Annotated in this window: 16 protein-coding genes; 3 read left to right on the top strand and 13 right to left on the bottom strand. The window is 55.2% G+C overall.

Features of this window, described 5'->3' with window-relative positions; genetic code table 11:
• Complete coding sequence (locus tag EVJ30_RS02580; RefSeq protein ID WP_131458713.1) at nucleotides 1–3012, bottom strand: AAA family ATPase; 3012 nt, start codon at nucleotides 3010–3012, stop codon at nucleotides 1–3.
• Entirely contained in the window at nucleotides 3009–4115 is a 1107-nt protein-coding gene (locus EVJ30_RS02575) for an exonuclease SbcCD subunit D (protein ID WP_131467928.1), read from the bottom strand. Before EVJ30_RS02575 ends, EVJ30_RS02580 begins: the two co-directional genes overlap by 4 nt.
• Nucleotides 4116–4220: 105 nt before the next feature.
• Between EVJ30_RS02575 and EVJ30_RS02570 the strand changes: the two genes are divergently transcribed.
• Genes EVJ30_RS02570 through EVJ30_RS02560 form a run of 3 tightly spaced genes read left to right on the top strand, consistent with a single transcriptional unit; the run spans nucleotide 4221 to nucleotide 7102 of the window.
• Nucleotides 4221–5954 (top strand): ABC transporter ATP-binding protein, encoded by a 1734-nt coding sequence (locus EVJ30_RS02570; protein ID WP_131467926.1) that lies wholly within the window; start codon nucleotides 4221–4223, stop codon nucleotides 5952–5954.
• Nucleotides 5951–6823: an NAD(P)-dependent oxidoreductase gene (locus EVJ30_RS02565; RefSeq protein WP_131467924.1), complete on the top strand. Its 873-nt coding sequence runs from the start codon at nucleotides 5951–5953 to the stop codon at nucleotides 6821–6823. Before EVJ30_RS02570 ends, EVJ30_RS02565 begins: the two co-directional genes overlap by 4 nt.
• A gap of 57 nt (nucleotides 6824–6880) precedes the next feature.
• A complete protein-coding gene (locus EVJ30_RS02560) occupies nucleotides 6881–7102 on the top strand; it encodes a DUF2188 domain-containing protein (RefSeq protein ID WP_370250775.1) in 222 nt (73 codons plus the stop codon).
• Between the two features lie 22 nt (nucleotides 7103–7124).
• On the opposite strand, the gene EVJ30_RS02555 is transcribed toward EVJ30_RS02560, so the two are convergent.
• The 11 genes from EVJ30_RS02555 to acnA form a co-directional block, all read right to left on the bottom strand.
• A complete protein-coding gene (locus EVJ30_RS02555; protein WP_131439712.1) occupies nucleotides 7125–7772 on the bottom strand; it encodes a DUF975 family protein in 648 nt (215 codons plus the stop codon).
• 59 nt (nucleotides 7773–7831) lie between these two features.
• The gene (locus tag EVJ30_RS02550; protein WP_131467922.1) at nucleotides 7832–8494 is read right to left on the bottom strand and encodes a copper homeostasis protein CutC; all 663 of its coding nucleotides are present in this window, start codon (nucleotides 8492–8494) and stop codon (nucleotides 7832–7834) included.
• A gap of 18 nt (nucleotides 8495–8512) precedes the next feature.
• Nucleotides 8513–9283: a DeoR/GlpR family DNA-binding transcription regulator gene (locus tag EVJ30_RS02545; RefSeq protein WP_131458708.1), complete on the bottom strand. Its 771-nt coding sequence runs from the start codon at nucleotides 9281–9283 to the stop codon at nucleotides 8513–8515.
• Nucleotides 9284–9509: 226 nt separating this feature from the next.
• Nucleotides 9510–10124 carry a glycerol-3-phosphate 1-O-acyltransferase PlsY gene (plsY, locus tag EVJ30_RS02540; protein ID WP_370250774.1) on the bottom strand — a complete coding sequence of 205 codons (615 nt, stop codon included), beginning with the start codon at nucleotides 10122–10124 and terminating at the stop codon, nucleotides 9510–9512.
• 11 nt (nucleotides 10125–10135) lie between these two features.
• Nucleotides 10136–11020 (bottom strand): M15 family metallopeptidase, encoded by an 885-nt coding sequence (locus EVJ30_RS02535; protein WP_236635969.1) that lies wholly within the window; start codon nucleotides 11018–11020, stop codon nucleotides 10136–10138.
• A gap of 76 nt (nucleotides 11021–11096) precedes the next feature.
• Nucleotides 11097–11516 carry an acyl-CoA thioesterase gene (locus EVJ30_RS02530; RefSeq protein WP_070327159.1) on the bottom strand — a complete coding sequence of 140 codons (420 nt, stop codon included), beginning with the start codon at nucleotides 11514–11516 and terminating at the stop codon, nucleotides 11097–11099.
• A gap of 30 nt (nucleotides 11517–11546) precedes the next feature.
• Entirely contained in the window at nucleotides 11547–13808 is a 2262-nt protein-coding gene (locus EVJ30_RS02525; RefSeq protein WP_131458706.1) for an AAA family ATPase, read from the bottom strand.
• Nucleotides 13809–13865: 57 nt separating this feature from the next.
• On the bottom strand, nucleotides 13866–14552 hold the full coding sequence (locus tag EVJ30_RS02520; protein ID WP_131458705.1) for a hypothetical protein: 687 nt from the start codon (nucleotides 14550–14552) through the stop codon (nucleotides 13866–13868).
• A 103-nt stretch (nucleotides 14553–14655) separates the two neighbouring features.
• Nucleotides 14656–16221 carry a BCCT family transporter gene (locus EVJ30_RS02515; protein WP_131458807.1) on the bottom strand — a complete coding sequence of 522 codons (1566 nt, stop codon included), beginning with the start codon at nucleotides 16219–16221 and terminating at the stop codon, nucleotides 14656–14658.
• Nucleotides 16222–16348: 127 nt separating this feature from the next.
• Nucleotides 16349–16837 carry a DUF3939 domain-containing protein gene (locus EVJ30_RS02510; protein ID WP_083273944.1) on the bottom strand — a complete coding sequence of 163 codons (489 nt, stop codon included), beginning with the start codon at nucleotides 16835–16837 and terminating at the stop codon, nucleotides 16349–16351.
• A gap of 106 nt (nucleotides 16838–16943) precedes the next feature.
• Nucleotides 16944–19658 (bottom strand): aconitate hydratase AcnA, encoded by a 2715-nt coding sequence (gene acnA, locus EVJ30_RS02505; RefSeq protein ID WP_131458806.1) that lies wholly within the window; start codon nucleotides 19656–19658, stop codon nucleotides 16944–16946.
• Nucleotides 19659–19809 lie beyond the last annotated feature (151 nt).

The following is a 19809-nucleotide window of genomic DNA, read 5'->3' as shown; positions in this document are numbered from 1 at the left end:
TCACTCCACAACGAGCTGGATCGTCGACCCGCTTCTTGATTTTTTCACTTCGATCCGCGCATCGACGCGGTCTTTCAACTCTTGGACGTGGCTGATGACACCGACGAGCCGTCCGCTCGACTGCAGCGACATGAGCAACTCGATCGCCTGGTCGAGCGATTCGGCGTCGAGCGTCCCGAAGCCTTCGTCGATGAGCATCGTCTCGAGGCTGACACCACCGCTCAGTTGCTGGACAACCTCGGCCAATCCGAGCGCGAGTGCGAGCGAGGCTTTGAACCCTTCCCCGCCCGACAAGTTTTGGACGCGTCGGGATTGTCCCGTATAGGCGTCAAAGACCAATAGTTCGAGTCCAGATTTTGCGTTCCCTTTCGCCGTCTCGACTTTTCGCTCGAGTTGGAACTGCCCACTCGTCATCAGATCAAGATGAATGTTGGCCGCATGTAAAATCTGATCGAAGAACGCGGTCTGCACATACGTCTCGAACGTCAGTTTCTGTGGGTTCAAACCACGACCCGTGTCGGCAATCAGTTTGACCGTCTCGAGATTGCGTTGCTCGTCTGCGGTCTGGTCTCGAAGCCGGTCCCATTCCGAAATGACATGGCGATGGCGCTTCAATTGGCTGTCCGCTGTGACGAGTTGTTCCGCCAATGCGTCGAGACTTACCTGCGCTGTCGTCAATCGGTCGTTTAACAGAACGAGATCCGGTTTGACCGCATCACCGATCTTGTCGGTCAATGCGTTGAAGCCATGTTCGAGGCGGATCCCGTCTGCCTGTTCTTCCGCGAGTTGTTCTTGCAGCGACGACACCGTGTCGATCTGTTCGACGTGTGTCAAAAAGACGTCACGGCTCAATTCGTTTTTCGCTAGCGACTCCTCGAGCTCGGTCGCGGTCTGGTCAAAACGTTTCTGCTCGAGGTCGAGCCGTTCGTTTAGAAGCCGCAAACGTTCTGCTTCAGTCCACTTCAAGCGTGTCACGTCCTCGAGTTCGCGTTCATACTGCGCGATAACTTGCTGCAACCGGTCGAGCTGCGTCGATTGCGCGTCACGTTCGGCTTGCAGTTGTTGAAGCGAGGCCGCATCCGGTTGCCGCATCACTTGCAGCCGTTCTTGGACGGCTTGCAACCGCTCGAGCAATTGCTGCCGTCGCTCCGTCAGTTCGCGTTTTTCTTTCTCTAATCGTTTTAGTTCTGTCATGACCGTGCGGTACGTGCGTTCCGCTTGAGCACGCGCCCGCTCTTCATCTCGAAGCGAACGGATGAGTCGCTCTTGCAGAGCGATCGCCTCCTGGACCGACCCGGACAAGTCGAGTGCCTGTCTTGACGATTCGAGTTCGCCTCGGACTTCTTCAGCCTGTTGCTTCAACGCCCGATAGTCCGCTCTCGCCTCGTGCAAGGCCGCCTCATATTGTTTCAGCATCTCCGTCGCGGCGACGAGCTCGCCTTGGTCACTCGTCACCTCGTGCGACGCGACCGTCCCATGGGTCCGCGATCCACATACGGGACAAGGCTCACCGTCGACGAGCGTCACACTGAGCTTCTGTGCCCATAACGCCTGCTCTTCATGCATGAACTGCTCGACGATATCCGACTGGGCCTTGTGACGCCGTTGCGCTTCCTTGCCGTTGCGCTCACACGATGCGAGCCGCTCCGTTACAGCTTGAAATCTTGCTTCGAGTTGCGTGTGTGCCGTGAGCCGGTCATACTTTCGTTCAGCTTCGACGAGACGGTTCGGTGTCGTTTCCTGTGCGAGCTCTGCTGACAACACCTCTTCCTGCCGTCTCAGTTCGGTTAAACGAGAATCGTCCTTGAAGACAGCGAGTTGGTCGGTCAAGCGTTTCAACTCGTCTCGCTCTGTCACGGCGGTCTGCCATTCGTCAACGAACGGAAGCATGTCATCGATGGCTTTCAGACGGGCGGTGATCGTCTCGACTTCTTGCTTCGAAGTCGCGATGCGCTCCGTCTTGGCGTGGAGCTCGTCTAGTTTGCTCGCGTATTGTGTCAACCGTGTTTGAACACCGTCGATGTCATGATTTAGCCGTTCGATATCTTGTCGATTCGCCAAGTAGCGATCGTATAACGGCCGGACACGGCTTGACGCCTCCAACCGTTCAATCAATCGGCGGCGCTCCATCCGATCGGCTTCACCCGATTTGTAGCGTTCAAGGGCGCGTGCCTGCTCGTCACGTTCGACGAACAAACGGACGAGCGCGTTCGCCTGTTCGAGTTCGCTCCGTATCGCATCGACCCGTTTCGATTGTACGTCCCGTTCGCCTCGTAACGACTCGGTCGCCGTCAGCAGGCGCTCTTCTCTGGCCTCGAGCCAGTCCTGAATCTCCGGCAAGTTACGCTCGGCGACGGTTTCGATGTCATCGTCTTCAAGTTCAAGCAGCTTCAAGCGTGTCGTCTCGGTCGCCCACTCGACTTGTTTCCGATACTTGCCATACCGCTCGACCCAATTCTCTTGAAACGCTCGATACGCCTCGGTCTTAAAGATCGACTGGAGGATCTGTTGTTTCTTCATCGAGTCCGAGTCGAGTAGTTGGCGGAACTGGTTTTGCGGGAGCAGCAGGATTTGGCTGAACTGCTCATAATCAAGTTGCAGCAACGATTCGATCTGCTGCTCGACATCCCCGACTTTCGTCGCCAGCGGTTTCCAGCTGTCCGCCCATTCATAGAGGACCGCCTCATGCGGGATCGGTGTCTTATTTTTCGGGTGCGGTTGTTGGGGCTGGCGGACGATCCGGTACCGTTCCTCACGAATCGTGAACGAGAAATCAATCTCCGTCTTTCGTTCCGGTTCGGCGTATTGGCTTCTAAAATCGCTGGCGTTCCGGAGGGCACCGCTCGCCCGTCCATACAAGGCGAACGTCATCGCATCAAAAATCGTCGTCTTGCCGGCGCCGGTTCGTCCACTGATGACGAACATCGAGCGCCCTTCAAGCTGTGTGAAGTCGATCTGTTCTGTCTCGGCGTAAGGACCGAATGCGGTGATCGTCAATCGTTCAGGTCTCATATCGGTCCATCTCCTTCCACGAATCGTCGTACCGTCTCATCGGCGTCTCGGCCATGGACAGCTTTATAGAACTCCATATAGACGTCCTCGATTGACTGCCGTTCGAGCGTCTCACGCTCGAAGCGGGACGTCTCGTCTTGGCGGCGCAACAGTTCAAGCTCGAGATGCAAGATGTTCGGATAGACGGTCCGCAGTTTCGCCATCGGGTCGAATAAGGCAGACTCGTCGGTCAAGACGATTTTCAAGTAATCATCCGTTTTCTCGTCTTGATAGAACACCGGATCGAGTAGTTCATTCAACGTGCCCGTCAAGATGCGCAAGTCGCGTCTTGCTTGAAGCGGACGACGTCGGCGCGTCCATCCTCCGTCCCATTCGATGACGTCGACCGATTTCACGTGGTTCGCCTCAGAGAATGAATATTTCATGAGCGAACCGCTATAGGCGATCTTGTCGTCGCGGAGCGCGTCGCGGTTATGGAGATGGCCGAGCGCCGTATAACCGAACGGTTCGTATAGTCCTTTGGCGACTTGTCCGGCCGTGCCGACCGACAGTTGCCGCTCAGAGTCGGTCTCGAGACCGCCGGCGACGAAGCTGTGGCCGACCCCGACCGCTCGGGCATCGATGGAACCGAACGATTCGACGACGGCCGTGAGCGCGTCGTGATGGGTCCGGATCGTCTCGTCTTGCAGCGTGTAGCGGATCCGGGCCGGTTCTAAAAACGGCATCAAGTAAAACGGGATGCCCGCGACGATGATCGGTCCCGCACCCGGCTCATACTTCCCGACGATATGGAGCCCGACTTTCGTCAACAGTTTCGAACTATATTGGAGCCGTTCGGCCGAATCGTGGTTGCCGGCGATTGCGAGCACGGGGATGTTCCGCTCGAGCACGAGCGCTTGCCACATCTCGTCAAGCAAATCGACGGCTTCAACCGGGGGAACGGACCGGTCGTATAGGTCTCCCGCGACGACGATTGCGTCCGGCTTCTCCTCGTCGACAATCTGTAAAAACGATTCAAATAAAATGATGCGTTGATCTTCTGTCATATGGCGGCCGTGGACGATTTTTCCTAAATGCCAATCGGCCGTATGTATCCATTTCATTCGTCCTCACCTCTCTTCCCATTCTAGCATTTTTCACCGCAACGATTCGACGTCTTGACACTTGTTTTCGAAACAGCGAAAGTTAATAGGAAAGGGGGACGTTCGATGGAGTCCACAACTACTTGGCAAGCTTTCCTTCGCTTGTTCCGAGTCGCCAAACCGCCGAAACAATTGTTTATCGGTGCCGTATTGATTTCTTTAGTCCAAGCGATGGCGGCCCTCGCCATCCCGCTCATTTTGCAACGTGTCGTCGACAATTGGAGCGAGGCCGTGCTCGATGCCCGGCTCGTCGCCATTTTTGTCGTCGCTTTTCTCGTTCAAGTCGTCTCGAGCGCCATTTCCATCTATTGGCTACATATCGTCGGACAACGCGTCGTCGCCAATCTCCGGACGACGTTATGGGAGCACCTCGTCGCGTTGCCGATCCCGTTCTATGACGGTGTCAAATCGGGGGACCTCGTCTCACGCCTGAACAGCGATACGACGACGCTGCAACAGCTGTTGTCGGAACAGAGCGTCCGCCTGCTCACTTCGTTCGTATCGGTCATCGGGGCCGTCGGTATCTTGTTCACGCTCGACTGGCAGATGACGCTCGTCATCTTGTTCTCGGTCCCGACGACGCTCGTGATCGTCATCCCGCTCGGCCGCAAACTTAGAACGATCGCCAAGAAGACGCAACACGAACTTGGCGGGTTGTCTGGATTTTTCGCCGAGCTGCTCGGTGAGATCCGGCTCGTCAAATCACAGGCGACCGAACGTGAGGAAGTAGCCGAAGGGAGCCGGCGGATTGAACGCTTGTTCGATTACGGTGTGAAAGAAGGACGGATTCAAGCGATCTTGATCCCACTCTTGAACGTCACGCTGACGGCGATGCTGATCGCCATCCTCGGTTTCGGGGCGTACCGTGTCTCGACCGGGGCGTTATCGACCGGGGCGCTGCTCGCTTTCATGCTCTACTTGTTCCAAATCATCACCCCGCTCATCACGATGACAGAATTTATCACGCGCCTGCAAAAGGCTCGCGGCGCGACCGAGCGCATCTCTGAACTGCTCGCGGTCGAACCGGAACGTTACGCCGCTGCCACGGAACACATCCAACAGTCGACACTGACGTTCGAGGACGTCACGTTCCGCTACGATGAGCAACCAGTCATCGATGCCATCTCGATGACCGTGCCGTTCGGGGCGACGACCGCGATCGTCGGACGGAGCGGCGCCGGCAAGACGACGCTGTTCGCGCTCGTCGAACAGTTTTACGTTCCATCGTCGGGGCGCATCCTGTACGGCGACCGCGACATCGATTCGTACGGCCGCGACAATTGGCGGCAAGTCATCGGTTATGTCGCCCAAGACTCACCCGTCCTCTCGGGAACGGTCCGCCAAAACATCTTGTACGGCCTGAAGCGTGACGCGACCGAGACCGAGATTAAAAACGCCTGTGAGATGGCGAACGCTTGGTCGTTCATCGATACGATGCCGAACGGGCTCGAGACCGAGATCGGTGAACGCGGTGTCCGTTTATCGGGTGGCCAACGGCAACGGCTCGCCATCGCCCGGGCGCTGCTCCGTGACCCCCAAATCTTGTTGCTCGATGAAGCGACGTCGAGCCTTGATTCAGAGTCCGAGCGTGTCGTCCAAGAGGCGCTCGACCGGCTCATGCGGGGACGGACGACGCTCGTCATCGCCCACCGCCTCTCGACCGTCCAACACGCCGATCAAATTATCGTCCTTGAGAACGGAGGGATCAGCGGGCTCGGCACGCACAAGACGCTGCTTCAAGACAACAAATTATATGAACGGCTCGTTAAACAGCAACTACTAGGAGGAAATCAACCATGAAGACAATCGGATTTATCGGACTCGGCGTCATGGGTCAATCGATGGTCAGAAACTTAATGAAGGCAGGCTATACCGTCCAAGCGTACACGCGGACGAAAGACAAGGCCGCCGACCTGCTCGCAGAAGGCGTGGCGTGGTGTGACTCCATCGAAGCGGCGTGTCAAAACGCCGATGCGGTCATCACGATCGTCGGCTATCCGTCAGACGTCGAAAGCATCTATTTCGGTAAAGGGATGATTCTCGACTCCGCCGAACCCGGCACACTCGTCATCGACATGACGACGTCGTCACCGAAGCTCGCCGAACGAATCGCTGAGGCCGCGATCGACCGCAGCCTGCTCCCGCTCGACGCCCCGGTCACGGGCGGCGATGTCGGCGCCAAGAACGGGACGCTATCGATTCTCGTCGGCGGTGGCGAATTCGCGTTCACGAAAGCAATGCCGCTGTTTGAAGCGATGGGGCAAGCGATCGAACGGATGGGATACGCCGGGAGCGGCCAGTACGCCAAACTCGCCAACCAGATTGCGATCGCAGGCATCATGATGGGCAACGCCGAACTACTCGCCTTCACGAAGCGTGCCGGGCTCGACCCCGATCAATTGCGCCAGACGATCCGTGGCGGCGCGGCCGGCAGTTGGACGCTCGAGAACCTGGTACCTCGCATGATCGTCGAAGATTATTCGCCAGGCTTCTTCATCAAACACTTCATCAAGGACATGGCGCTCGCCCTCGAGAGCGCGAAAGAGTTAGGTGTCAAACTGCCAAGCCTCGAGCTCGCATACCGACTCTATTCGATTTTAGAAGAGAACGGATACGGTGAGAACGGGACGCAGGCGCTCATCGAATACTATATGAATCAAGACGTTTGAATCGACGTTGTTGTGGAATTAGTAGTACAGAAGGGAGTGATCATGATGCCTTGGAATATGAAAGATTATCCAGAGTCACTGAAAAACTTCGACCCGCTCGTCAAAAAGAAAGCGATCGATATCGCCAACGCCCTCATAGCTCAAGGGTATTCCGATCAAAAAGCGATACCGATCGCGACAGAACAGGCTAAAAAGTGGCATGAACATGCGACGAATGAAGAGAGACAAGACTTTAAGGACGCGCCCGATCCACAGAAGTCAGATCGGCACGGATCATAAAAAAACCACGGTCGGCTGAGATTCAGCCGGCCGTGGTTTCGTTTGCTTGTTTTTCTGCTTTGATTTCGAGGTAGAGCCCGCCGAGCGCCGTATGAAGATACGGCTGGACGAAGATATAGGCGATTCCGCCTGTCATGAGGACAAGCACGTACCAACCGATAAAGCTTGCATAAAGCCTGAGCATGATCTGTTTTTTCCCGCGCATGAGGCGTCGGCTCTCACGCATCGCCGTGAACGCCGTCAGTTCAGGTTGATCGCGAAGGATGAACGGGACCATTCGATACGTCAAGTAAAACCAAACGCCAGGGACGATCAAGAAGAGCATGAGCACGTTCAACCCAAGATAGAACACGGCGTAATACGTGACGGCACGGACGTAGTCTTTAACGGATCCGAACGACTCGAGCAAAAGACCGAACCTTGGTTTTTCCGCTTTGGCGATGTCGAGGAAGATCCAGTTTCGTCCCATCTCGAGCGGGGCGAGCAAGACGGTCGCACCGTACAAGAGACCGATCGAGACGAGCATGACGGACGGGTCCGTCGATGACAAATCGAGTTGCGTCGTGATCATCGCTTGAACGAGCATCGTCGAGAGCACGGCAAGGAGTGAGATCCCCCAGTTTCCGGACAACATCCGGAGCGCAAATTGTTTATAGACTGCTGATTGCATGACGTCACCTTCATTATCGTTTTTTTCATTATAGCAAAAAAACAGTCATCCGACTGTTTTTAGCGTTTCATTTGCTCGAGCAGGTTTTGAAATTTCGCCTCGTCGAGTCTCCCGTCCGTCCGAACGCCGTTGCCGACATGGACGAAAGGAACATCGAGCCGGGCGACGAGTTGAGCGACGTTGTCCGCCGTGATCCCGGCTCCAGGCAGTATCGTCATCGTCGCCGCGTCCCGCATCGCTTCGAGACGTTCGATCCCTTCGAGGGCCGTCACCGCTCCCCCGGACGTCAAAATTTGATCGACTTCCGGAAATCCGTTCAACACGTCCACTGCTTGAACGAGATCAGCCGCCTCGTCGATCGCCCGGTGAAACGTGAGCGCCATGTCGCCTTTATGCTTGATGACCTCGCCGAGCAGCCGTTCATCGATTCGTCCGTCTTCCGTCAATGCACCGAAGACGATCCCGTCGGCCCCGAGCGCACGGCATAGCCCGACATCCGCCAAAATCGTCTCACTATCATCTTCGCTGTAGACGAACGAGTCGGTATGCGGCCGGATCATGACGTGGACAGGGACCGTGACGTTCTCCAATACGTTACGGATCGTCCCGAAGCTCGGGGTCGTCCCACCGGCACGCATATCGGCAATCAGTTCGAGCCGATTCGCCCCATATCGTGCCGCTGCTTTCGCTTCGTTTAACGTCGTGACGATGACTTCGATCATAAATGACTCCTCCTTTAGTTATGGAGCGAAACGCCATTCGACTTCGTGTTCGGCCAACGCCCGCTTCCAATCGGTCGGTTCTGGAAAATCTGAGATGATCGTCGTCACCGTCGAGAAGTCGGAGACACGATATCGTCTCTGTTGATTGAACTGGGTGTGGTCGGCGAGTAGATAACACATACGGCTCTGCGTCATGACGGCTTGCGTCACGGTCGACAGCCCATGGGCGTCACACGTCAGCCCGAGCGTCGCATCGACCCCTTCGACAGACAAAATCGCCATATCGAACACGTACGCTTTCAGTTGTTGAAGCACTTGTTCGCCGACGGTAACGAGATGTTTCGGGTCGATCGTACCCCCGAGCAATTGGATATCGCCCGTGAACACACCTTTGGCCCGCTGCTCGAATAGCGCTTTCGCAACCATGAGTGAAGGCGTGACGACCGTCAAGTTTCGCCCGCGGAGCCTTGACGCGACTTGCTCGGGGGCGACACCATGCCCGATGTAGAGTAGCATGTCGTCTTCGACGAGTTGAAACGCCGTATAGGCGATGCGACGAATCCCGTCCATGTTCGAAATCGTCATCGGTTGGAACGAGACGCTTTGATGCAAGACGGCTCCCCCGTATACCCGTTTGATGCGATGTTCTTTCTCAAGCTCTTCTAAGTAGCGGCGAATCGACTCCCCCGAGACGTTCAACCGTTCGATCAGTTCACTCGTCTTCACTTTACCTTCCCGCTCGATCCACTCGACAATCTTTTGTTTACGTTCTTCTCCAATTAACGACACAAGCCTGCCTCCTCCGCAAAAATCGCTTCCTCTTCCATTTTAGCGAACGGATGTAAATTTAACGTAAACTGAAAGTAAAGAACGGGCAAATCCAACACTTTTTTCATTCTTTTTAGCAAAAATCCACGGAAATCCACAACAATTGGTCGGTCGTTCGAAATCGTTTCGTCGCAAACGCTAAAAAACCGAACGGAACCTGCTAGACAGGTTCCGTTCGGTAACATCTTTATTTTTTCTTTTGGAACAGCGGCACTTTCGGTTCGGTGCCCGCGCGGATCCGTTGCCAGTTCGTGCGGTGCTTGATGATGATGAACGAGGCGAGCGGTACGATGACGATGAGTGGCAACCAATCTTTTGTGATGACACTATACGTCACGACCGTCACGAGTCCGACGGCTGACGCCGCCATCGATGAGAGCGACACCATCCTCGAGATGAGGAGCGCCACGATAAACGTCCCGACGACGACGAAGAAGAACCACGGGAACGCCGCGAGTAAGATCCCGGCGCTCGTCGCGACCGATTTTCCGCCTTTGAACTTGGCAAAGATCGGGTACGAATGGCCGATGATGGCTGGAATCCCTGCGAGCAAGAGACTCATGTCGCTCCCGAACAGGAGCGGCAACAGCGCCGCAACCAACCCTTTGCCTATATCTCCTAATAATACGAGCGTCCCCGCTTTTTTTCCGAGCACGCGGAACGTGTTCGTCGTCCCTAAGTTCCCGCTCCCATGCTCCCGCACGTCGACTCGATAGCCGAGCTTTCCGACGATGAGCGCGAACGGGATCGAGCCGAGCAAATAGCTGACGATGATGATTATCACTTCTGTCATGTAAGGCATCGCAATTCCCCTTAGTCCATTAATTGCTCGAGGTAGCGCTCGAACGGAACGTTCGTTTTATGAACGTTCGTCGCATGGTCTACCCCGATATATCGTAAGTGCCACGGTTCATACATATAACCGGTTTCCGTTTCGTATGCACGTTGGTAACGGACGATAAAACCGTATTTTTGTGCATTATCAGCAAGCCACTTGCCCTCTGTCGTCTGTTCAAGCTCTTGCGTCAGTTGATAACCGACTGACGCGCTCGAGACGTCGATCGCGAGCCCTGTCTGATGCTCTGAGTGTCCCGGAGGCGCCGAGTACTTCATGGCCTGCTCCTTGCCGTCACGCGCGACGTAGGCGTTGAACAACTGCACTTGATACGCATACGTCCGAAACGCGCTCGTCCCTTTCAAGTCAATCCCGGCCGCTTTCGCGTCCTTCATGAGTGACTCGATGGCACGGGCCGCTTCTTTACGCAACATTCTACGCTCACCGGTCGCCGAATCGACGAAATCGATGTTCGCCGTCACCAAATCAGCCGGTTGATAATCACTCGGCAAGGCAATCTGTTTATTGACGAGGACGAGTGCGTCCAACTCAAGGTTTGCTTGCCCGTTCAATTCAATCGGTTGACTCGGCTCTGCCGGCTCGGCCACTGGTTCTTCCTCGGCCGGCGGCTCTGGTTCGGTCGCCGGTTGTTCGTCCTTGTCCGTTTCGGCCGGCTCTTCCGCTTCCGGAGCCGGCTCTGCCGGTGCTGTCTCGTTATCAGTCGGCGTTTCCGCCGGCTTCTCCGTGTCAGACACGGTCGGTTGTTCTATCGGTTCGTTCGGATCAGCTTGTTCGCTTGTCGTACATCCCACTAACGTGAGCGTCAAGGCGCAGCACACCATCAACACAGATGGTTTTCGCATGCGATCTTCCCCTTTCTTCATACAAAAAAATACCGTCAAGATATGATACCACACTGACGGTACAAAGGAACGACTGTTATTGAACCGGGCTCAAGACTTTCAAATACATATCGTGCCATGCCGGGAATTCCCGGTCGAGCCGGATCGGCTTGAAATCGCCGCGCTTCACGACGACATGCGTCGTCTTCGCCGTCCCGACCAAATCATTGTTTTGATCGGTCAACTCGTACCCGTAGACAGTACGGATCTTCGAATAACTGTCGACCCAGACGCGCACGTTGACCGTGTCCCCGAACGTGACGCTCTTCTTATAGTCGACCGTCACGTTCGTCACCGGCGACACGAACCCGGCCTGTTCCATGTCTTTATATTCCACTCCGAGTTGTCGTAACAACTCGGTTCTCGCGATCTCAAGGTAGACTAAATAATTCGCATGATAGACGATCCCCATCATGTCCGTCTCTTGGTATCGTACAGGAATCTGAATCGTATGCATCAAATCGCCCTCTTTTCAGTCTACAGTATATTATAACTTGCTCTTAATATCTACTACTAAAATCTGATTTAACTCGCTATCCTCGGCGTTCTCGGCGATGAGCCGGTACGATTGCCGGGCGATCGCCTCATCGACGAGCGACAGCGCCGTCCGTGCGTTCGGTTTATCTGCATGCTTCAGTCGTTCGGCCAGCGCAGCTTCGACACCGTCCCCGAACGCATAACCAAACTTCTCGGCATAGCTGTTCGCGATTTGGGAAAGTTGCGCGAGTGAATAGTCGTCGAACTGAATCGTTCGCTTGATCCGACTGCTCAGTCCCGGGTTCGAATCGATCAACCGGCGCATCGGCGCCTCATAGCCCGCCAAGATGACGACGAGGTTCTCCCCGTGCTTCGGCATCTCGTCGACGAGCGTATCGATCGCTTCGCGTCCGTAGTCGTTCGGACCGCCGTTCAAACTGTACGCCTCATCGATCAGCAATACCCCGCCGAGCGCGTCGCGGATGGCTGCTTTCGTCTTTTGGGCCGTCTGCCCGACGTAGCCGCTGACGAGGTCGGCACGGCTGACGACTTTCAAATGTCCCCGTTTCAAGTAGCCCGTCTTCTTCAACAACTGAGCGTACACGTGCGCGAACGTCGTCTTGCCGGTACCGCTGTTGCCGACGAGCGCGGCGTGAAGTTGGACCGGAGCCGTCTTCAGCCCGAGCTCGCGCCGCCGTCTTTGAATCGTGATCAGTGCCTCGATCTCCTGAAGCTGTCGTTTCGCTTCTTCCATCCCGATCATGTCATCGAGCGTCGGAGCCGTGCCGTCTTCGCTCGTCGCCTCTTCAAAATCGAGCTCTGTCAACAAAGCCATCTCGTCGAGCGGGGCGTCGGCACCGAAACGAGATCCTTTTTTGAACATCGCATCGAGCAAGATGTTATGGACGGTCCGGGCGTTCCCAAACGTCGCATCGACTCGTTCCCGGTCAATCCGGGCGATGAGGGCGCGCTTGGCATCGGTCGTCAGCACATAGTTGTTCTCTTCGGCCACTTTCTCACCGATCGCGACGAGCTCTTCGTCGCTGTAGTTCGGCAGCTCGTAATGGTTCGATTCAGGGAACCGCGACCTGAGTCCTGGGTTCGCGAGTAAGAAGTGGCGCATCTCTTCCGGATAACCGGCCAGGATGACGACGAACTTCCCGGCATATTCTCCACTCGTCATCGCGGCGACGAGTGTGTCGATTGCCGCCTGCCCGTAATCGCTCCCGCTCGCATCTTGCCGTTTGAGCGCGTATGCCTCATCGATGAACAAGACGCCCCCTTCGGCTTCCTTGACTTTATTCATGACTTGTTCTTCCGTCTGGCCGACGAAGGCACCGACAAGGCTCGAGCGGTCTGCCTCGATGACATCGGGTCGTCCGAGAAGACCGAGCTCGAAATAGATCTCGGCCATGAGCCGGGCGAGCGTCGTCTTGCCGGTACCGGGGTTCCCTGTGAAGACGAGATGGAGCGATGGTTGATGTTTCGACGAGAAACCGGCCTTGTCCCGTTCTTTTTGGAACAACAAGAACCGATACCATGCTTTCACCCGCTGCTTCACTTCCGTTAGACCGATCATCGACTCGAGCGACTCGATCGCACTCGAGCGGACCTCCCGCGGACGTTCTGGCAACAGCTCGCAAATCGCCTCGATCCGTTGTTTGACGAGACCGACCCGCTCACCGAAACGACGGAACGCCTCCCGGCTGAAGTAGTTGCCTTGCATCGACGCGAGCAGCGACGCGGTGTCATCTTCGAGTGACGCGACTTCTTGCATCGCTTCGATGACGACCTCGAACAAACGCTCCAATTGATCTTTGAACTCGGAGTCCCGCAGATCTGACTTGGCCCGTTCGATTTCGTCGTGTAACCGATCGAGCTGATCGAGCAGTTCGGACGTCTTCGCTTCGTACTCGGTCAAAATTTGGACTTTCATCGAGGCGTAGTCGGCTTCGCGAAGAGTCGGCCAGTCGACATGGAGCGATTGTCTGAAGCGGCGCAACTTCTCATTCAGTTGGCTGACTCTCAGTTCGGCCGGTAAGGCGCCGAGCGACTCGAGTTCCTTCACCCAGCGATTGAGAAGCGGATCGATCGTTTGGTTGTGCTGCAACCGTCTCGTCGAGAGCAGTGTCAACGTCCGGATCAACTCGTCGTTATGCTCTGTCGCACGCGACCAGTGGGCATAGGACAAGAGCGCCGCTTCATCGACCTTGTCGCCTTGTTCCCACCGTTCCAAGTCATGCTGAACTTGTTCCAAATGGATCTGTTTCATAAAGTTCTCCCTTTCAGACGACAAAGGAGCCGACGTCTCAGTCTGCTCCTCGTCGGGTTATAGTGCTTCAAAAGAAGTCATGCGAATCGAGTGGAACAAGTTCCCGTTGTTGCGTGACTCGGCAGCGAGCAGGATCCGTTCGTTCACATCGACGTAATACGTCACTGCTTCCTCATTTTCGCCTTCGTCGAAGATCGATGGGTATTTCTCGACCCACTCCGCAGGTACCGCCTCGGCGGATTCCGTTTTGACGAACGCCTGAGCTGTCCGACCGATGATATTGACGTCTCCTTCACCCGTACCTAGCGTCCCGTCATCAAGCCACTTGCGAATCTGTTCGTTCGTCGCCCGCGACAAGAACGGATGGGGTGCGACTGCACCCGAACTCGTCTCTTGACTGTTCGTTTCGTCGCCTTCCGGATTGAACTCACGGTACATCGTGCCATCCCATTCGGCCCGGGCACCGGCGTTCGGTCCCGATACGACCTCGGATACGAAATGTCCGTTCTCATCGTACGTGACGAGGTAGTTGCGTACTTCGAGCGTCTCCCCGTCTGCCGGCAACTTCTTCTCTTCATAGCCGATTTCGACGGACGTGTAGAACGGTTCGGTCCGGTTCTCACGACCGTTGTCGTCATCATTCAAGTTGGTGACCAAATAAAAATTATAAGCGAGCAGAGCGCCGACGATGAGGATGCCGGCAAAAATAATCCAACTGAGCTGCTTTTTCACTTCTCGTTTCATAACATGCCCTCCCAATATTCTTCACTTACTATCCTACACTAGCGAGGGTGCCATGCAAAACATTTACAACTAAAAAAAGGGCCTCGACTGAGACCCCTTAATGTTATCCAAGTTTATCTTCATCACGCTTATAGCTTTCAATCCACTTATCCCGTTCGTCCGGTTCATCGGCCAAGTCCTTGAACAAGGCGACGATCATCAGAATCAGCACGAAGATGAACGGGAAGGCGACAAGGATCGCAACGGCTTGAAGCGCGCCGAGACCACCCGCGTACAAGAGCACGGCTGCGATCGATGATTGGATGAAGCCCCAAATCAACTTGATCCGCATCGGCGGGATGAGTTTCCCTCCTGTCGTCAGCATCCCGAGCACATATGTTGCCGAGTCGGCTGAAGTGATGAAGAACGTCGAGATCAAGAAGATGGCGACGATGCTGAGCACCGTCCCGAATCCACCGAACGTCTCGAACAAGGCGAACAGTCCGACTTCCGTTCCGACCTCGTTGACTGTGTCGATCAAGTTCGCCCCACCGAACAAGTCAGCCCAAATGGCCGATCCGCCGAAGACAGAGAACCAAAGCAGTCCGAACGACGTTGGCACGAGCAAGATTCCGATGAGGAACTCGCGAATCGTCCGACCTTTTGAGACACGGGCGATAAACGTCCCGACGAACGGTGACCATGAGATCCACCACGCCCAGTAGAAGATCGTCCAGCCGTTGATCCACTCGCGCTCGACCGGTTCAAAAGCACCCGTACGGAAGCTCGTCGTCGGCAATTGTTGCAAGTACGTCCCGATCGTCTGCGTGAACAAGTCGAGGATGAACGCGCTCGGTCCGGCGATGAGCGTCGCGACTAGCAAGACGACGGCGAGGAAGATGTTCGTGTTACTGAGAATGCGAATCCCTTTATCGAGCCCGGTCGAAGCGCTGAGCATATACAGCACCGTCACGACAGCGATGATGATCAACTGCGTCGAGAACGCGTTCGGTACGCCCGGAATTAAATAGTGAAGCCCACCAGCAATCTGTTTGGCACCAAACCCGAGCGACGTCGCGACCCCGAATGCTGTCGCGACGACGGCCAAAATGTCGACCGTCTGTTTGACCGGACGTTCATAGCGGTCGTTGACGAGTGAACCGATCGTCTCCCCGATCGTCGCCGGACGCCCTTTGCGGAACGTCGAGTAGGCGATGGCGAGAGCGATCATCGCGTAAATCGCCCATGGGTGGAAGCCCCAATGGAAGAAGGCGTAACGCATCGCCGTGCGCGCATTCCCTTCCGGCGTCAGCGATTCGAATGGTGGCGCGTGGAAGTGAAGCAACGGTTCCGCCGCTCCCCAGAAGATGAGACCAATTCCCATCCCGGCGCTGAACAGCATGGCGAACCATGTTAAATATCCAAAATCCGGTCGGTCTGTATCTTTTCCGAGTCGGATCGACCCGAAGCGCGAAAAGATTAAAAAAATCGCGACGAGTAAAATGCCGGTCGCGCTGAGCAGGTAGAACCAGCCCATCCCGTTCGAGAGCAAACCTTGCAGTTTCGTCGTCACGTTGATCAAGCTTGTGTTTCCGAGCCAACGCTCAGGGAAGATTCCCCAAATCGTAAAGAGGACCGTAATGATGGCTGATACGATAAATACGGTCGTCACTCGACTTTCTCTTTCCATAATCTCACTCCTATTTAATTCTCTTATTTTCATATACGTTTTCCACCCTAACACAGTTTACAATCTCGGCACAACCCGAAAACGTGTTCGCTCGTGTCACGATGAAAAAAGTGACGATGTAATCTCGTCACTCGGTCGGCTTCGGTTCTAACGATACAATCAACGTCTCATCGACGACATAATAGGGTCGTTTCGGCAACACTTTCAAATAGCCGCCTTCACGCAGACGTGTCAAATCAAGTTGCGCCGACTGTTGGAATTTGCGTAACGGTAACTTTTTTTCTTGTTCGAAATATAAGTCGAGCGCCCGCTGCACCTGGTCCATCTCATAGACGACGTCACGTTCGTCCTCCGGGGCGATGTGGAACGTCTCTTTTGACATGTAAAACCGCTGTCTTGGCTTGCCTGGCAAATGACGTTTCAAGCGTCCAAGGTCGATTTCTTGGGACTCGTCCAACAGTACCGTCCGGTTGACCCCTTTCGGCAATGTCTGTTCGTACTCATGGATGGCTTCCCGCAGTTGCGGCAACGTGATATCGACTTCTTGCTCCACTACTTCTTCTTTTTGCGTCAGACGCTGCCACCAATTTTTTCCTGACCTTGTTTGTCGTTCCATACACTCCCCCCTCTCCCCGTTCCTTTCCCGATATCTGTTATCCTCTCACCTTATATTCGCACATTCACGAAAAAAACCTTCCTTTTTTCAAAGGAAGGTCTGACGCTTACTTCAATTTGTTACGGAGGACCATCTGGAGGATCCCGCCGTGACGGTAGTAGTCGATCTCAATTTCCGAGTCGAAGCGGGCGACGACTTTGAACGCTGTCACCGTGCCATTTTCATGCGTGGCCGTGACGTTCAAAATATCGCGCGGACGTACCGACTCATCGACTTGGATATCAAGTGCCTCTTCGCCTGTCAGTCCGAGTGATTCCGCAGACTCCCCGTCCATGAACTGGAGCGGTAACACACCCATCATCACGAGGTTTGAACGGTGAATCCGTTCGAAACTTTGGGCGATGACGGCACGAATGCCGAGCAGGTTCGTACCTTTGGCTGCCCAGTCACGCGACGAGCCCATGCCGTAGTCGTTTCCGGCGAGCACGATCAAACCTGTGCCTTGCTCTTTATATTTCATAGCCGCATCATACATCGGCATGATCTCACCTGTCGGCCAGTACGTCGTGTATCCGCCTTCTGTGCCCGGCGCGACTTGGTTACGGATGCGAATGTTCGCGAACGTACCGCGCATCATCACTTCGTGGTTACCACGACGCGACCCGTATGAGTTGAAGTCGAGCGGTGCGACGCCTTTCGACTGCAGGTATTGCCCAGCTGGTGTCGTCTTCGAGAACGCTCCTGCCGGCGAGATGTGGTCAGTCGTCACCGAATCGGCGAACTTCCCGATGACACGAAGACCATTGAGTGGGAGCACTACGCCCGCTTCCGGTTCGAGGTTTTCGAAGAACGGCGGGTTTTGGATGTACGTCGAATCGTCCGAGAAGTCGTACAAGTTACCTTCTGGGACGGCGAGTGCGTTCCAACGTTCGTTGCCTGTGAACACCGTGTCGTACTCTTTACGGAACGCTTCCGGCGAGACGACGTCTTGAACGACCATCTTGATCTCATCGTTTGACGGCCAGATGTCTTTGAAGAAGACTTCGTTGCCGTCTTTATCCGTCCCGAATGATTCGTTCATGATGTCGAAGTTGACCGATCCTGCGAGCGCGTAAGCGACGACGAGTGGCGGTGACGCCAAGAAGTTCGCTTTGACGAGCGGATGGACGCGGCCTTCGAAGTTACGGTTACCCGAGAGCACGGACGACACGAGCAAGTCGTTCGACGTGATCGTCTCTTCGACTTCGCGGTCGAGCGGCCCAGAGTTCCCGATACATGTCGTACAGCCGTAACCGACCGTGTTGAACCCGAGCTGGTCGAGGTACGTCGTGAGTCCGGCTTTATCGAGGTAGTCAGTAACGACTTTCGAGCCCGGGGCGAGCGACGTCTTCACGTATTTCGGTACTGTGAGTCCACGCTCGACGGCTTTCTTGGCCACGAGGCCAGCGCCGACCATGACGTAAGGGTTCGACGTGTTCGTACAGCTCGTGATCGCCGCGATCGCGACGTCACCCGTCTGCATGTCGACCGGTCCATCCTCATAATGGATGGCAGCTTTCTTGTCGAGCTCGGCACGGTCGAGACCGAAGCCGCTGTGCCCGGCCGGTGCGCTCAAGCTGTCGATGAACGCCGTATGCAAGTCAGACAAGTTGATGCGATCTTGCGGACGTTTCGGGCCTGCGAGTGAAGGTTCTACTTTAGACAAGTCGAGTGTGAGCGTCTTTGTGAACGCCGGATCGGCTTGATCAGGTGTGTAAAACATGTCGTTCGCTTTTGAGTACGCCTCGACGAGGTCGATCAACTCTTCTGAGCGTCCTGTCGTACGCATGTAGTTCAACGTTTCCGTATCGACCGGGAAGAAGCCGCAAGTCGCCCCGTACTCAGGCGCCATGTTGGCGATCGTCGCCCGGTCAGAGAGCGGCATCGTGTGGAGTGACGGTCCGAAGAACTCGACGAACTTACCGACGACTTTCTCGTTACGGAGCATCTCGGTCACGACGAGCGCGACGTCTGTCGCTGTGACACCTGGGTTGACCTCACCGATGATTTTGACGCCGACGACGTCTGGTACCGGGAAGTATGACGGTTGTCCGAGCATGCTCGCTTCGGCTTCGATTCCGCCGACGCCCCAGCCGAGGACACCGAGTCCGTTGATCATGGTTGTGTGCGAATCCGTTCCGACGAGTGAATCTGGATACGCGACATTACCTGTCCCATCATTCTTTTCAAGCACGACCGACGCCAAGTACTCGAGGTTGACTTGGTGGACGATTCCCGTCGCCGGTGGTACGGCACGGTAGTTGTCAAACGCCGTCTGAGCCCAACGCAAGAATTTGTAACGCTCTTCGTTCCGCTCGAACTCGATGTCCATGTTTTTCATGAGCGCGCCGGCGAATCCGTAGGCATCGACTTGGACCGAGTGGTCGACGACGAGATCGACCGGGATTTCCGGGTTGATCTTGTTCGGGTCGCCACCAAGGTCAGCCATCGCTTTACGAAGTGAAGCGAGGTCGACGACCGTCGGGACACCCGTGAAATCTTGCAAGACGACGCGAGCCGGTTTGAACGGTACGTCAATGTCTTTCGAGACGCCGGCAGTACCCCATTTTGCCAAGTTCTCGACATGTTCCTTCGTGATGGCACGGCCGTCTTGTTGACGCAAAACCGACTCGAGCAAGACACGAATCGAGTACGGGAGGCGACTGAGTTCCGTCACCCCTTCTTCCTCTAACTTTTTAAGCCGGTAATAATCGTACGCTTGTCCGTTGACCTCGAACTGTGTCCGAGATGAAAAAGCGTCTACTACGTTCGTCTGTTCCATACAATTTCCCCCTTTTTGAAAGCGACGACCACAGCAGTTGCCGTAATCGCTTACTTATCACATGTTTATCATAATACAACTATAGCGTGACGTAAAATACATTCCGTCACAAATTAGTCATAAGTAAAACTTATCAATTGCTCTGATCGTC

Origin of the sequence: Exiguobacterium sp. SH5S13, assembly GCF_004337085.1 — a bacterium.
Classification (GTDB): domain Bacteria; phylum Bacillota; class Bacilli; order Exiguobacteriales; family Exiguobacteriaceae; genus Exiguobacterium; species Exiguobacterium aurantiacum_A.
The sequence above is the reverse complement of the archived record's forward strand: the minus strand, read 5'-3'. Positions and strand labels throughout refer to the sequence as shown.

What these genes read in the sequence shown, in the direction of transcription:
- EVJ30_RS02580 (WP_131458713.1), bottom strand. Translation starts at nt 3,012, where the DNA reads ATGAGACCTGAACGATTGACGATCACCGCATTCGGTCCTTACGCCGAG.
- EVJ30_RS02575 (WP_131467928.1), bottom strand. Translation starts at nt 4,115, where the DNA reads ATGAAATGGATACATACGGCCGATTGGCATTTAGGAAAAATCGTCCAC.
- EVJ30_RS02570 (WP_131467926.1), top strand. Translation starts at nt 4,221, where the DNA reads ATGGAGTCCACAACTACTTGGCAAGCTTTCCTTCGCTTGTTCCGAGTC.
- EVJ30_RS02565 (WP_131467924.1), top strand. Translation starts at nt 5,951, where the DNA reads ATGAAGACAATCGGATTTATCGGACTCGGCGTCATGGGTCAATCGATG.
- EVJ30_RS02560 (WP_370250775.1), top strand. Translation starts at nt 6,881, where the DNA reads ATGAAAGATTATCCAGAGTCACTGAAAAACTTCGACCCGCTCGTCAAA.
- EVJ30_RS02555 (WP_131439712.1), bottom strand. Translation starts at nt 7,772, where the DNA reads ATGCAATCAGCAGTCTATAAACAATTTGCGCTCCGGATGTTGTCCGGA.
- EVJ30_RS02550 (WP_131467922.1), bottom strand. Translation starts at nt 8,494, where the DNA reads ATGATCGAAGTCATCGTCACGACGTTAAACGAAGCGAAAGCAGCGGCA.
- plsY (WP_370250774.1), bottom strand. Translation starts at nt 10,124, where the DNA reads ATGCCTTACATGACAGAAGTGATAATCATCATCGTCAGCTATTTGCTC.
- EVJ30_RS02535 (WP_236635969.1), bottom strand. Translation starts at nt 11,020, where the DNA reads ATGCGAAAACCATCTGTGTTGATGGTGTGCTGCGCCTTGACGCTCACG.
- EVJ30_RS02530 (WP_070327159.1), bottom strand. Translation starts at nt 11,516, where the DNA reads ATGCATACGATTCAGATTCCTGTACGATACCAAGAGACGGACATGATG.
- EVJ30_RS02525 (WP_131458706.1), bottom strand. Translation starts at nt 13,808, where the DNA reads ATGAAACAGATCCATTTGGAACAAGTTCAGCATGACTTGGAACGGTGG.
- EVJ30_RS02520 (WP_131458705.1), bottom strand. Translation starts at nt 14,552, where the DNA reads ATGAAACGAGAAGTGAAAAAGCAGCTCAGTTGGATTATTTTTGCCGGC.
- EVJ30_RS02515 (WP_131458807.1), bottom strand. Translation starts at nt 16,221, where the DNA reads ATGGAAAGAGAAAGTCGAGTGACGACCGTATTTATCGTATCAGCCATC.
- EVJ30_RS02510 (WP_083273944.1), bottom strand. Translation starts at nt 16,837, where the DNA reads ATGGAACGACAAACAAGGTCAGGAAAAAATTGGTGGCAGCGTCTGACG.
- acnA (WP_131458806.1), bottom strand. Translation starts at nt 19,658, where the DNA reads ATGGAACAGACGAACGTAGTAGACGCTTTTTCATCTCGGACACAGTTC.